At 54.5% G+C, this 14,155-nt stretch carries 11 protein-coding genes; 2 read left to right on the forward strand and 9 right to left on the reverse strand.

The annotated features are described in order from the left end of the window. Nucleotides 1–2: 2 nt before the first annotated feature. From ACW9KT_RS08790 to ACW9KT_RS08815, 6 genes are all read right to left on the reverse strand, one after another. A complete protein-coding gene (locus ACW9KT_RS08790; protein WP_457079413.1) occupies nucleotides 3–3,092 on the reverse strand; it encodes a T9SS type A sorting domain-containing protein in 3,090 nt (1,029 codons plus the stop codon). A gap of 205 nt (nucleotides 3,093–3,297) precedes the next feature. After that, nucleotides 3,298–4,485, reverse strand: coding sequence for a hypothetical protein (locus tag ACW9KT_RS08795; RefSeq protein ID WP_457079415.1), 1,188 nt, complete (start codon nucleotides 4,483–4,485; stop codon nucleotides 3,298–3,300). Between the two features lie 113 nt (nucleotides 4,486–4,598). After that, entirely contained in the window at nucleotides 4,599–5,432 is an 834-nt protein-coding gene (locus tag ACW9KT_RS08800) for a type 1 glutamine amidotransferase (RefSeq protein ID WP_457079417.1), read from the reverse strand. A 149-nt stretch (nucleotides 5,433–5,581) separates the two neighbouring features. Further along, a complete protein-coding gene (locus ACW9KT_RS08805; RefSeq protein WP_457079419.1) occupies nucleotides 5,582–6,685 on the reverse strand; it encodes a carboxylate-amine ligase in 1,104 nt (367 codons plus the stop codon). A gap of 113 nt (nucleotides 6,686–6,798) precedes the next feature. Further along, nucleotides 6,799–7,923, reverse strand: coding sequence for an ATP-grasp domain-containing protein (locus ACW9KT_RS08810; RefSeq protein ID WP_457079421.1), 1,125 nt, complete (start codon nucleotides 7,921–7,923; stop codon nucleotides 6,799–6,801). Nucleotides 7,924–7,995: 72 nt separating this feature from the next. Beyond that, complete coding sequence (locus ACW9KT_RS08815) at nucleotides 7,996–8,700, reverse strand: esterase family protein (RefSeq protein ID WP_457079423.1); 705 nt, start codon at nucleotides 8,698–8,700, stop codon at nucleotides 7,996–7,998. Between the two features lie 141 nt (nucleotides 8,701–8,841). On the opposite strand from ACW9KT_RS08815, the gene ACW9KT_RS08820 reads away from it, so the two are divergent. Then, entirely contained in the window at nucleotides 8,842–10,344 is a 1,503-nt protein-coding gene (locus ACW9KT_RS08820; RefSeq protein WP_457079425.1) for an alpha/beta hydrolase-fold protein, read from the forward strand. A gap of 261 nt (nucleotides 10,345–10,605) precedes the next feature. Here ACW9KT_RS08820 and ACW9KT_RS08825 read toward each other — a convergent pair whose 3' ends face one another. The 3 genes from ACW9KT_RS08825 to ACW9KT_RS08835 form a co-directional block, all read right to left on the reverse strand. Continuing rightward, complete coding sequence (locus ACW9KT_RS08825) at nucleotides 10,606–11,226, reverse strand: AlbA family DNA-binding domain-containing protein (RefSeq protein ID WP_457079427.1); 621 nt, start codon at nucleotides 11,224–11,226, stop codon at nucleotides 10,606–10,608. A gap of 128 nt (nucleotides 11,227–11,354) precedes the next feature. After that, nucleotides 11,355–12,239: an SDR family oxidoreductase gene (locus tag ACW9KT_RS08830; RefSeq protein ID WP_457079429.1), complete on the reverse strand. Its 885-nt coding sequence runs from the start codon at nucleotides 12,237–12,239 to the stop codon at nucleotides 11,355–11,357. Between the two features lie 266 nt (nucleotides 12,240–12,505). Further along, the gene (locus ACW9KT_RS08835; protein ID WP_457079431.1) at nucleotides 12,506–12,937 is read right to left on the reverse strand and encodes a DUF3127 domain-containing protein; all 432 of its coding nucleotides are present in this window, start codon (nucleotides 12,935–12,937) and stop codon (nucleotides 12,506–12,508) included. A 200-nt stretch (nucleotides 12,938–13,137) separates the two neighbouring features. On the opposite strand from ACW9KT_RS08835, the gene ACW9KT_RS08840 reads away from it, so the two are divergent. Continuing rightward, nucleotides 13,138–14,085, forward strand: a complete 948-nt coding sequence (locus tag ACW9KT_RS08840) for an isoaspartyl peptidase/L-asparaginase family protein (protein ID WP_457079433.1) — start codon at nucleotides 13,138–13,140, stop codon at nucleotides 14,083–14,085. Nucleotides 14,086–14,155 lie beyond the last annotated feature (70 nt).

Here is a 14,155-nt window from a genome sequence, read left to right on the forward strand (position 1 = left end):
GTTTATTGCTTCACAATCCGCTTCACATAGGTTTGACTGGCGCTCGTAATGCGCAGGATGTATACGCCCGAACTCAGTATAGAAAGCTGCTGGTTAAACTGTTGGTTTACTTGCTCCAAAGAGCCGCTAGCCTGCGTGATGGTACGACCATCGGCGCTGCTCACTTGCAGCTGCACTGCCTTACCAGCCGTGGCTGGCAAACGAAGCTGTACCGAGTGGGTAGCGGGGTTAGGGTAAACTTCCAGTTGCGCATTTAACTTATTGGCGCTGCTGGTGGCCGTTACGTAGCCAAAGCTAAAACGCGTGAGAACAGGGAAGTGGTCAGAAGTTGTGTTGGCGTAGTTCGGAATCTGAGCCGCCAGGTCGGTGCGAATCTGGGCGGTGCCGGGCAGGTAGGAGGTATTTAGCTCGCTCGACACAACTACGTGGTCAATTACGTCGCCGAAGTCGACGGTAGAGCGCTGACCCGTCTGGCTTAGGGGCAGTGTAAGCGCCACGTAATTAGCGGCATCGGTGGTAAAGGAGCTGAAGGAAGTTGCCGTTGTGTTTATTCCTGAGGCTACGGTCTGATCAAGGTCATCGTTGAAGTCACCTAGTACAAGCACGTTGCCCGTGCCGAAGCGCGTGTCCAATTCAGTTTTCAAGGCATCGGCGCCCGCCTTGCGCCGGTCGTAAGCTTCTTGCGCATCGGCAACAGACGTATTTTCGTTGGCTTTGCCATGAATGAGCACGAAGTTGACCCGCTGCTGCTGCCCATTAACGGTTACATCCGCTTCCATCAAATACGGAAAACGACCTGAAGCCCAAGCATTGTACTGCGGGCAAGTAGTGGTATTGCCGGGGCAGCGCAGCAAACCCGAGAATGTAGGGTTGCTAACTACGCTCGTACGGTATACAAAAACCAGCTTTTGAGCTGAGGCAAAATTGGGGGAATTAGCATCGGGGGCCAGCGAAGCAAATTCGGCTACCCGGTATCTGTAGCCACCGGGCAGTTGGCGCACTACGGTGCCGAGGCGGGCAGTATCAACTATTTCCGTCAGGCCGTATACGTCGGCGTTCAAGGCTGTGAGAATAGCTAAGGCATTAGCCTGCTGTAAGTTGTCGTCGGCGGGAGCTTGAGCTGGTGATCCAAACCACTCAATGTTCCAGTTGACTACATCCAAGGTGCTTTCTGGCGCATAGGTATTGCCGGCTAGGTTCACCACAGCATTGGTAGCACCCGTAGTGCTGGCGGTTATAGTACCTGCATAAGCGCGGGCTGCCTGCGTAGGCGCGAAGCGGACCCGTACGCTAGCGGAAGTAAAGTTTGCCTCAGCTACGGTATAGGTCAACGTGTTTGTGAAAGCTACGCCGTCTTTGGAGAGCTGAAAAGTTGGATCCGAAGAAGTTAGGGTTACGGGGCCGGTCAGGTTGCGGAAGGTAGCCGTGAAGGTTTGCTGAGCTGAAGTAGTGGCAGCCTGATAGCCAAACGCGAGGCTAGCGGGGCTAAGCAACAAGACGGGAGCAGCAGGGGAAGAGGCATTTTGCAGGCGCAAATCGTCAAGAGTCCAGCGTGCAGCGCCCAACTCGGGACCGCTCGTGTATACAAAAGCTAGATACACGTTAGGACCTTTAAAGCGCGTCAGGTCAATATCAGGGGTAAGGGTCCAAGTATCGGAGCCGCTACCCGGAAAATCAGCGTTAAGATCGGTCCAGGTGACGCCGGCTGCCGTGGGGCTGCCGGTGCCCGTGTAGTTGGTGGAAACGCGCAGACGCAGCGCAGAACCAGAAAATGCTACTCGGCTCCAGAAAGAGAAAATCGGAAACTGAAACGCGCTCAGATCAAAAGCGGGCGAAATCAGCCAGTCTTCATTGGGAACAGCCGCGCCCGAGGCAAAGCCATTTATCTGTAAGCCGTTAGGCGCCGAGGCCCGGTTGGTAGGGTCATTGGCCGCGCGACCAAACGTAGTGCAAGCCCAGGTCTGAGGCCCTGTTACGCTGAAAGCCGTCCAGGTGTCAAAGCTGGTCGCATTGTTGGGGCACACATCAAACGAGAAAAGGTTGTCGTTTGGGTTCACACCTGTGCCAATAACGGCTACACTTTTGGCTTCGGCTCCCGTGCTGGTGTGCGTAATAGCGCCCGAGTTGGAGCCCCCGGTGGTAGGCGAAAAGCGCACATACACGGTCTGGGCCGTAGCCAACTCAGTAGGTGTAAAGGTGAGGGTGGACGTGTAAGTGGCCGCGGGAGCATTGCTTTTTGATAAAGCAAAACCGGCAGGCGCCATTGCTATTACGTTGCCCGTTAGACTAGTACCGCTAAGCGTATAGGATTTTGGGGCCGAGTTTGTGTTAATACTCTGGCGGTCAAAGGTGAGGCTGGCAGGCGTTACGCTCAGCGCCGGAACCGAAGGGACATTACTGCTGAAAGACAGCGAGAAATCGTCGATGGCGGAACTAGGGCGATTGCCCGTGCCCGTGGAGGCCAGCGCCACCACTCGAATCCAAACGGTTTCGCTTACATCATTGAGGGCAGTGCCGAAGTCGGCTGTAACAGGCGTAGACGAGAAGGTAGAGCCGCCGGTCGTTGGGGTTCCGGGCGTGGTAGGTACCGTTGTGAAAGTGGTAGGTGTGGCGCCGATACCGTAGTCGACTCGCCACGTAGTGGTGCGGGGCGAGGAAGGATCTAGGGATTGCAGAAGGAAGGTCAGGACGAGGTTACCCTTGCCGGTTGTATTGGCCAGCTGAAACGTAAACGCCGCGCCAGGATCACCAAGGGTCCCCGTCTGGCGCACGCCCAAGGCGCGGTTGGTTGCGTTAGTTTGCTGCTCCGTTGTGGCTGTTGCTTCGAGACCAGTAGCCGAGGCAAAGTTTTTGAAGGCGCCGCTCGTGTTATTCCAAGCAACCTTGGCAGGGGAGAAGGTAGCTACGGGCGTGCCCAGGGCAGTGGCTGTAGCGCCCGTCCGGACGCTGAACCCCGCCGGCAGGCCCGCATCCAGACCATCAAAAGTTTCAACGTAGGGGCTGGTGGTTAGGGTTACCTGTGCCCAGGTACCCGTCGCTGGCAGCAATAGAACAAGGCAGCTAAGCAGCCGAAAAAGTAAAACGTGCTTCATGGGTTAGGGGAAATTATGGCGGATAAACAAAGCTACGTTACAGCATTAAGAATAGATATTATTTCATTATTACGAACTGGCTTTAACCTGCCTCAGAGGTTCAGGAAGGCATTTTTAAACATAAAATTCATAAAAAAGCCCCCCAGACATTCCTGGGGGGCTTTTTACCTTTATGGCCGAAGCGGCTCACGCCCAAGCAGCGAGCTTACTCAAACAAGCAGGTAGTACCACCTACCCAGTCTTTGTTTTTGTTGAAATCTACTCCAATCATCTCACCTCGGCTCAGGCGGCCCAGGTTGGTGAGGAGCAGCGGTCGGGGTGCTTCATCTGGCCAACCATACAGCATGCGAATTTCGCACTTCACCAGGCCGTCCGGCGACTGCACTACTGGCTCGTACTGCACCTTACGCTGAAGCAGGTAGTTGTGCTTGTCGGCAATTGCATCCAGGTCGGTGGCGGTTACGTGCAAGCGCACGCCGCTGCCGGCAAAGGAAAACAAGGGCTTCAATACGTAGTTTTCTAAGTCGGGGGGGTAGGTAGGCAGCGTGTGCAGGTAGTGGCTCTCGGGCACAAACGGACTGTGCAGCAGTGGCATAGTATACTTACTAATGCGGAAAAACCAGTTAGGATGCCCCACCCAAGTCACATCGACGTCGTCGGTGAGTTGAAACTCGGTTTGTAGATCAGGATGCTGATCTAGTTCGTCGAAAATCAGTCGATTATAGATGCGCCTAATAGGAATCTGGCGGCCGTCCTTTTCATAGTATAGCTGTCGCCCATTCTTGCGCACACGCGTCAAGCATACAATCTCGATACCCAGGGCTCGGCGCGTCAGCTCGAAGTCGAGGCGGGTTTTCTGCTTCTCCGGAAACAGCTCTAGCAAGATCACTTGCTCCGGATTTTCATCGGATACAATTAGTTGGCGCAAATGCTCAATATAAGCGGCACTGCCACCCGGCTGAAACACATGCGACACCGAATCGGGTATCGGAAAATGCTGCCGGAACATGCTTGGCAGATAGTCCTGGAAAGCATAGAGCGAGGGAAAGCCTTGCAACTCAATAAGCTGGGGCTCTAGCTCGCCCTGGGCATTGCGGCACACGGCATAGTCAATGGCCAGAAAGGACGTGTGCTCGTTCTCGTTGGGCACCCGCTGCCGGGCAGGCATAGCGTGCTCGGTAAGGGCTTTAAAATCAGGCGCTGTCAGCACGTCGATGATGCTTTCACCCGCGTTGATAAGCTTGTCGCGCAGGGCGGCTGGTATAAAAATGGGGGTCTCGGCAATACGAAAATCGGGCAGACCAGGCAAGTCGCGCTCGATAGCAGCGAGCATTTCCTGGTAGCGCGGCACACTGAAAGCCTGGTTATACGCCTGACGAATTTCGGGAATCATAGCAAGGAAAGTTAGGACAGAAGCATGCCGTAAGTGTACGCAAAAAAAGAAGGTCAATCGGAGCACAGCTCTAATTGACCTTCTTTTTCAATAAGCTTCTAGGGCTTCGCAGGCTAGGCTGGCTGCAAAGTAGTCTCGGGATTCGTCAGAGCCTCAATGGCTTGCTGTAAAAAAGTAGGCACTACCACCGATTCCGTCAACTCAATCGTGCCGGGGTCTTGGAGCAGGCGCACCATGTCGTTATACTTATCCTCTCCATACTCCTGCACTATCTGCTGGCGCTTGGTATCAGTCAAGAAATACCGTAGCATGCCTTCGCCGTCGGCCTCGGGGTGAAACTGGGTGCCTACGATTTCGGGGGTGAATCGAATGGCCATGATGGCCCGCTCAAACGGTACGTGCGGACGTTCTTTTTCCATGCATAGTATCTTGATTCCCAAGTCAGCCAACCGATCGGCGGCAGGTTCGGTTACTTGGTAATCGCGCGAATCGACGGCGTAGAAAGGGGCCGGTAACGCTGCAAATAGCGGATCAACCTCTCCATCAGTCGTTTTAGTAATAGGAAAGATGCCGAACGAAGTAGACTTGCGCTTGCTCAGAGTACCTACGCCGAGGTGCCGGCTCACGAGTTGAAACGAGTGGCAAATGAGCAGAAGGTGTTTCTTCCAGATATGGATGCTATTCCAGGCGAAAATGCTGTCAATCAACGCGAAATAAGGCTGCTCCCAGGCCTCAGCCGTTGGCAAAGGACTGCCGGGGCCGCCCGATGAGATGTAAATATCATAGTCAAGCGTGGGCAGCGACGCGGCAGCCCGAACGTTGAAAATATCGAAATACAAGGCTGCTCCGCTGGCCTGGGCCTGACGGATTAACCGTAAAATACAACGCATACCCTCGTTGGGCTGGTTGTCGTACATGTCCAAAATGGCAATCTTCAAAAACTTCATGCAGGGGCGCCAACTCCTGAGAGTCAGCCAATAACTAGAAAAAAAGCAGACCTCAACAGTAGCCTGAACTGCCTGTGAGGTCCACACACAATGACATGGAAAAACGCAGCACCTACTCGACGCGTTTTAATCCAATAGTTTACTACAAATCAAAGGCCATAAGAAGTTTCCGCCACGATAAAGTCTACTACCTTCTTTAGGTCGCCGGTTTCGCGGAATACGGCAAGCTGCCGGTCGGCACCGGTGCCCATTTCCAGCATCTTCAATACGTATTCTACCTCATGGCGGCTACCGAGCTCATCAACCACATCATCCACAAAATCAAGTAATTCCAGAATGAGCGTACGGGTTGGGATTTCTTCCTGCTTACCAAAGTCGATCATCCGGCCGGCAATGCCATAGCGGGCCGCGCGCCACTTATTCTCATTAATTAGCGCCTTACGGTACTGCCGGAAGCTGAGGTTGCTGACCATAAGCTTGTGAATTTTGGCCACCAGGGCCTGCATCACAGCCGCCAAGGCAATGGCCTCATCGGCCCGCAGCATCATGTCGCACACGCGGTATTCAATGGTGTTGAAAAATGGATGGAGGCGCAAATCCCACCATATTTTCTTTCCATTGTCAATGCAGCCCGTTTTTACCAGCAGGTTTATGTAAGAGTCGTATTCGCTGGCGCTAGCAAAGTGCTCGGGAATACCCGTGCGCGGGAAGCGCTCGAATACCTTCGTTCTGAATGACTTATAGCCCGTTTCGCGGCCTTCCCAGAAAGGAGAATTGGTAGATAAGGCGAAAATGTGAGGTAAAAAGTAACGCAGCGAGTTCATCATGTACACGCCCAACTCGCGGGTTTCGAGGCCCACGTGCACGTGCATACCAAATACGAGGTTGGAGCGTGCCGCATCTTGCAGCTCTTCTACAATCTTGTCGTAGCGCACGTCGGGCGTGATGGGCTGATCCTGCCAACGCGAAAATGGATGCGTACCGGCAGCAGCAATCTGCAAGCCTACTTTATCGGCCAGCTCAATTACGTGCTGGCGCAGATGAATAACCTGGTGGCGGGCTTCTTCGATGTTCTGACAAATAGTAGTGCCCACCTCCACCACCGATTGGTGCATTTCGGCCTTCACCTGCTCCTGCAGCACCATTTTGCCCCCCTCCACAATCTGCGACATGTGGGAGCGCAAATCGCGGGATTCCGGGTCAATCGTTTGAAATTCTTCCTCAATTCCGAGCGTAAATACGGGCTTGGCCATAGTGGTATCTGGTTATCTAATGGGAAGAAGAGGCCTCATTCTCCGGTGTCGCTTATACAAAAAAAGAAACCGGACAATGAGGCCTCATTACTCAAAAAAAGCCCCCCCAGCAGCTATTCCTGTGCTTTTTTAACTTTAGGAGCAGCAGGGGCTTTGCTTTCTTTCTTGGCCGGAGCTGCCTCTTTTTTAGGCGCAACTGCTTTGGAGGCAGCTGCCTTAGGAGCAGCTGCCTTCGAGGCAGCCGGCTTTTTGGCTGCTGCTTTGGTTACGGCTGGCATGCTCAGCGCATCGCGCCGCGCCGACTGCTGCACGAATGTGCCCCAAGTCAGGTTATCACGGCCGGGCTGGTAGGCGCGGGCCCGCTCGATGGCTAGGTTAGCGGCAGCTTCTACTACCCACTCAAAGTTTTCCTGGCCCACGGAGTTCACGTCGGCGTCGGGGGCAGGGTTGCCGAAGTCAATGGCGATTGGAATACCGTCGCGCACGGCGAATTCTACGGTGTTGAAGTCGTAGCCCAGGCCCTTGTTTAGGCGCAGCACGTAATCATGGATGGTAGCCAGAAGCTTTTCGCCAGCGGGACCTGTAGTTTTCATTTCGGTGGCGTAGCGCTGATGAAACTCATTGCGCGGCTCGTAAGGCATGATGAGCACTTCTTTGCCGCCAATGCAGTAGCAGCGGAAGTAGTCATCGAACTCGATGGCTTCTTGCAGCAGCATTACTAATTGGCCGGTCTCAGCGTAGGCGTTGAAAAATTCTTCCGGGTTATGCAGCTTGTAAACGCTTTTCCAGCCACCGCCGGAGTGGGGCTTCATGAAAGCTGGGAAGCCAATCTTTTGAAAAGCCGCATCCCAATCCATCATTTGCAGGTTGCGGAAAGACCGCTCGCTGGTGTCGTCGGGGCGCTCTTTGGAGGGCAAAAGCAGCGTGCGGGGCACGGGCACGCCGAGCTGTACGGCCAGCGCATTATTAAAAAACTTCTCGTCGGCGCTCCACCAGAAGGGGTTGTTAATGACCGCCGTACCCGTCAGGGCGGCGTTTTTGAGGAAGGCGCGGTAGAAAGGAACATCCTGAGAAATACGGTCGATGATGACGGCATACTCGGTGGGCACGTTCTGCTCTACCTGATCGATAGACACGAACTCGGCCGTAAACTCGCCACCAGCTTTCTGGTTTACCCGGTCAACAAACGCCTGAGGAAAGGTGTTTTCCTGGCCAAAGAGGATTCCAATTTTTTTCATAGTAAGCAGTGTGTAAAGTTCTTATGTAAAAGGGAGGTCAAGTTGAGTGCCTAGAGCCGCTGGGGGCTTTTTCTACATCAAGGAGATGTAGTGGGGAAACATATCGCGCCAGATGGGCCAGTCATGGGTGCCATTGGGACGGATATCCAGCCAGTGCCGAATGCCTTTGTTGTGCAAAATGCCGGACATCTCTTCGTTGCCAGGGCGGCAGAAGTCATGCTCAGCGGTGCCCAGCACGATATTCATCTGGTAAAAATGCTCGTTCTGCGCGTCGGGCATGTACTGCGGCGGGTTGTTATAATACACATCCTCGTCGTAGTGCCCGTTGAGGAAAGGTCGCATATCGAAGGCGGCACCCATAGTAAAGAGGTAGGCTACCTGCTCGGGGTGGCGGAAGGCAAAGTTGAGGGCGTGGAAGCCTCCAAAACTACAGCCCGCCACTCCAATTTTATCGACGTTGCACTCCTGCTGCAGCATGGGCACAAACTCCTGACTGAGAAAGCGGTCATAGCGGTTGTGGTTCTGAACGCGCTCAGCGGGGTGCAGATGTTTGGCGTACCAGCTGTCGTGGTCGCGGCTGTCAAGGCAGTAAAGCTTGATCTTTCCGCTTTCTATAAACCATCGAACAGATTCGACCAACAAGAAATCTTTGGCTTCGTAATAGCGCCCACCCGAGGTTGGGAAAATGACGATGGGGTAGCCATGCGTACCATAGACCAGCATCTCAATGGCGTGGCCGAGGTGCTGGGAATGAAAGGTGCGGTATTCTTCGTGCAAAATCGTAGGGGCCTTAAACGAGAGGAGAGGATAGGAGAAAAGTAACGAAATATTTCATTCGACCTAGTAAAGCATCGTCAAGAACCGGAAAAAGGTACCTTGCAACCCAACAGTAGCTTTAGTGAGTTTAGCTTTTACGTAATGAGTCAGTCTCTTTTTTCACCTTCCCGAGCCGCTACCGTGCAGGTAGTGCGCGACGAAGTATTGTCAGCTGCTTTAGGTCGTACGGTGCGGCTTGATGTGGTGTTGCCACCAGCTTTCGACCCCGCTAGCCATGGGCCATATCCGGTATTGTATCTCAATGACGGTCAGGATTTAAGGCGCCTACGGCTAAAAGCCACCCTCGACGCACTTTATCAGCAGCAGGAGCTATGGCCGTTTGTGCTCATCGCTATTCATGCCGGCAATCGCATGCAGGAATACGGCACAGCCGGCCGGCCCGACTATCTGGGGCGGGGCAGCAAAGCGCAACTCTATACCGATTTTGTGCTGCAAGAATTACTGCCCTATGTGCAGCAAAAATATCACGCAAGCGCCGACCCGGAGCAGGCTGTTTTTGCCGGTTTTTCGCTTGGCGGGCTTTCTGCCTTCGATATAGTATGGCGAAATCCTGATGCTTTTACGCGTGCCGGAGCTTTTTCGGGCTCGTTTTGGTGGCGGCGCAAAGCCTTTGAAGACGGCTACATCGACGCCGACCGGATTATGCATTCCTTGGTGCGGTCAGGCAGGTCGCATCCTAGCCACCGCTTTTGGCTGCAAACGGGCACGCTGGACGAAACCAATGACCGCAACCAGAACGGTATTATTGATTCCATTGAGGACACGCTGGATCTGCTTGCTGAACTGGTACGCCAGGGTGTTCCTGATCAGCATATCCGCTACGTGGAAGTAGCTGGAGGCCACCACGATCAGCAGACGTGGGGGCGCATTATGCCTGACTTTCTGCGCTGGGCCTTTGGGAAAGCTACGCCAGCGCCGAATGCAGCCTGGCAGCCAGCCGGCGCGCTGCCCTCCAAACGCAACTGGGGCAGCACGCAGCGCTTAGGCCGGCGGCGGCAGACATTCAAAAATACCCCCCAGGCCACTGAGGCATCGGTGGTAGTCCCCACTGAAACGGCTATTATTGTCCAGCCAATCAGCGGCGAGTACCCAGCGTATTACGAGAACTATCTGCGGCACGTACCCGCCGAAACCGATCCGATAGATCTGTTAGTTGCTCAGGGCGAGCATGTTCGTGCCATGCTTGGTGCCCTCACCGATGAGCAGGCAATGCTGGCTTACGCTCCCGAGAAATGGACGATAAAGGAAGTGCTGGTACACATTCTGGATTCGGAGCGCATCTTTGCCTATCGTGCCCTGTGCGTGGCCCGCGGAGACCAACAATCCTTGCCCGGCTTCGACGAGAATGCTTATGCCCCCGCTTCAGAAGCCAATGCCCGCCCAATCAGTGACATACTGGCCGAGCATGCCGCCGTGCGCCAAAGTACGGTGGCGCTGTTTCGCTCCTTTGCCCCCCACATCCTCGATCGGGTAGGTTTGGCTAATGATCATCCCATCAGCGTACGTGCTTTGGTGCACGTAGTGCCGGGCCACGAGGCACATCATTTGATGATTTTGCATGAACGGTATTTCCCATTGTTGTAGCTTTAATACCACAACACGGACTAACTAGCCTGCGTTACTACGTCCATCTTACCTCTCACTTTCATCTGTTCTAGTCATGGCTAAAGCACAAGACGCCCGCAAAGAGAAAAAGAAAGAACCCACCAAGACGACTAAAGAAAAAAAAGCCGCCAAGGAGGAAAAGAAAAAATCGCGTGAGAGCAGCAGCGAGCTGTAGTCTGCTAATAAAAAAGCCCCCTGAATACACTCAGGGGGCTTTTTTATGACTTGCATTTAGTCTCCTTATAAGGTGTAATACACTTCCTTCTCTTTATCATGGTGGCGCAAGTAGCCGTGCAGCACCAGCTTGATAAGCGTGCGATAAGCCCGGCGCTGCCCCACGTTGATGAGCTTTTGGTACTGCGCCAAGGTGATACGCGGGTGGGAGCGGAGGTAATCCAAAACGGCTAGCTCATCCTTGTTAAGCGGAATTTTCTCAAACCTGGGCTCCTCCTGCTGAAGCACTTTCTTGGTGAGAATGCTGGTTTGCACGCTTTGGTCGCGCACGCGCACGTAGCTACGCCAGTCGCCCTCGGCCACCTGGGCGCGGTGGGGCTTCTGGGCACTTTCACGCACCGTCACGATAAGCACCGTACGCTTGTCTTCCTCTACTTCATTGAAGGTGAGTAGGATAGGAGGGTCAACGAAATGGTTGGCTGCCTCGCGAAGCACATGAGTCTCCTCTGCCGCATCGCGCACACCCACAATTCGTCCATCATCGTCGACGCCGACTAGTACGTAGCCACCCCGAGTGTTGGCTAACGAAGCCAAAGTGCGCGAAATGCGCGTTGGATGAGTGGTCTTTTTTTTGAATTCCACCTGCTCGCCCTCCCCCTGACGAATCAATTCTTGCAGATTAGGCATGTGTAGGACGCATATTCAGGCTTATACAAGTACGTCAAGGCTTACTCAGCAGGCAGGTATAGAAGCAAATGTCCCCCAGCGGCTTGCTTATAATGGCTAGTAGGGGGCATAGGCACATAATCGGTTAACTATTCGATACCCGTTTCTTCTTGCGAGAGGCGCCAAAGGCGGGTGGCTTCGGCGCGGCTTTGGGCACTGCTGGAGGCGCGGGTAGGCTTGCGGTTCTTAAAATATTTGCCGCTGACCGTTGCTACCTCGGGTGAGGAAGCCAGGTAAATGCTGGTTTGGGCACCTTTTTCGGCACTAATCATAAATGGCTTGGCGGCCCACCACATCGCTTTCATCAGGCGGGAGCTACCAGGATTTACCAGGCCCGTATCTACCATGCCGGGATGGAGGCAGTTGGCAGTTATCTTGGTAAGGTCTAAGCGATGGGCCAACTCATTGGTAAACATGATATTGGCGAGCTTAGAATCGCAATACGCCGTGAAGGAGCTGTATTTGTCTTGCGCGTTGCGGGCCTCGGCCGAGTGTTCAATCTCGCCCAGCCAGTGTGCCTCCGAAGCTACCGTAACAATACGCGCCTGCGGGGCCTCCGACAGCTGGGGCAGCAATAAATTAGTAAGCGTGAAGACCGACAAGTGATTGGTGACCCAAGTCAGTTCGTGGCCTTCCTCCGTAATAGTGAGCGGACCGGGCATAATGCCGGCATTGTTTACAAGGATATCCACCTGATCGAAACGCTTCGCAACTTCAGCGGCCAGAGTGCGCACATTGCTCAGCAGCGATAAGTCACAGAGCAGCAAGTCGAGCTGGGTATCGGGACCGACGGCTTCGCGGATGGTAGTGCGAGCCCGCTCGCCGCGCTCCTCGTTGCGACACACAAGCACCACACGGGCTCCGCGTCGGGCTAGCTCCCGCGCCGTTATCAGGCCAATACCGCCAGAAGCACCAGTAACGAGGGCAATTTTGCCGCGCAGGGGAAGAGAGTGAGAATCAGAAGACGCGACCATCAAGAAAAAGCAAATTCAGTAAGCGGGGGGCAAAATTTGAGTTAACCTACGTTTCAGGCCTTTCAGACGTTCAACGCTGGGACAAGATTTGAGCTTAAACGGCTTCACGAGGGAAAAAGTCTGTTTCTCTCCAGTCAATCACAAAGCTTATCGTGCTCCATTTGGCAGGACGAGCTTTAGCTAAAAAAAGCCCCCCCAGACAAAAAAACAATGCCGCCTTCTACGGTAGAAGGCGGCATTGAGAAAAATCGAGCGAAGTCAAATGCTTAGAAAGGCAGATCGTTGTCGTCGTCGCCGGCGATGGGCGCGGCGGGCTGAGCACGAAGATTTGGGTTTTGGTTCTGAGCCGGAGCAGCGGAGCGAGGTGCCGCTTGTTGCTGGTTGCCGTAGTTACCGCCCGCAGCGGGAGCACCGCCACCTGCGCCAGCTTCGATGCGCCAAGCCTCTAGGTTAGTGAAGTACAGCATCTGGCCGTTTTTGTTAAATCCGCGGCCGCGCAGATTAAAGGTTACTTTTACCTCGTCACCAATTTTGAAAGGGTCGATGAGCGCGGTTTTGTCCTGCACCAATTGGAACTTGATATGCTCGGGGTACTGGCCCTCCTGGACTTCCAGCACGAACTCGCGCTTGCGGAATTTTTCACTCACCTGCTGTTCGTCGAAAATCTCGTGCAGGCGGCCGGTAGCGTCGTAAGCCATAAAAAAGAATAGTTGGAATGATGAAATGGGGAAGTCAAACTTACGAAAAAAAACCCGTTTCGGTTAAGAAAATGGCGCGAACTCCGACCCGCTGACTGCGTACCTATATGCAGAAAAACATGCCGAAATCGGGCGCCAAAGCCCGTTGAGCTTGATTTTTATCTGGCGCTGTCAGGCGCTTCCACCCACTTATTTAGCTTATGAAATCCACCTTCGCCCTGGCCGTACACGGCGGCGCCGGCACCATCACCCGCGACGAGATGACCCCCGAAAAGGAGCAGGCCTACCATGCGGCTCTGCGCCAGGTATTGGAGGCCGGCCACGATGTGCTCCGTCAAGGCGGCGCGGCCCTCGATGCAGTAGAAGCCGCCGTGCGCGTGCTCGAAGACTCTCCTTTATTTAACGCGGGCCGCGGGGCCGTATTCACCCACGACGGACGCCACGAAATGGATGCCGCCATCATGGACGGCCGCGACCGGAGCGCCGGAGCCGTGGCCGGAGTGCGCAACCTGCAAAACCCAATTAGCGTGGCCCGGGTAGTTATGGAAAAGTCAGACCACGTGCTGTTGGCCTGGCCGGGCGCCGAGGAGTTTGCCCGCGAGCATAACCTGCCCACCCAGCCCGACGAATATTTTTTCACTCAGCACCGCCACGACCAATTGCAGGAGGCGCTGGAGTCGGGCGGGATTCAGCTGGACCACAGCAAATCGAAAAAAACCCCCCCGAAGAAAATGGGGACCGTAGGCGCCGTGGCCCGCGACCAGCACGGCAACTTGGCCGCGGCTACCAGCACGGGCGGCATGACCAACAAGCGCTACTCTCGCATCGGCGACTCGCCCCTTATCGGAGCCGGCACCTTCGCCGACAACCGGACCTGCGCTATTTCCTGCACCGGCTCGGGCGAATACTTTATGCGCGCCGTAGCCGCCTACGATGTGGCCTGCCTCATGGAATATCGCGGCTTGAGCCTCGACGAAGCCAGCCGCATTGTGGTCCAGGATAAATTGGCCCCCGTGGGCGGTGAAGGTGGTCTGGTAGCAGTTGATAGCGCTGGCAATCTGGCGCTGCCTTTCAATTCGGAGGGCATGTACCGCGGCACGATTACCTCCGAGAGCCCGCTGTTCACCGCTATTTATAAGGAAGAATAGCCGGTTCTGAACTGCACCATATATATAAGGAGTAGACAGCGTAGCATTTCAAGCCCGCCGAAAGCTAGAA

It is taken from the genome of Hymenobacter sp. HD11105 (genome assembly GCF_054051685.1).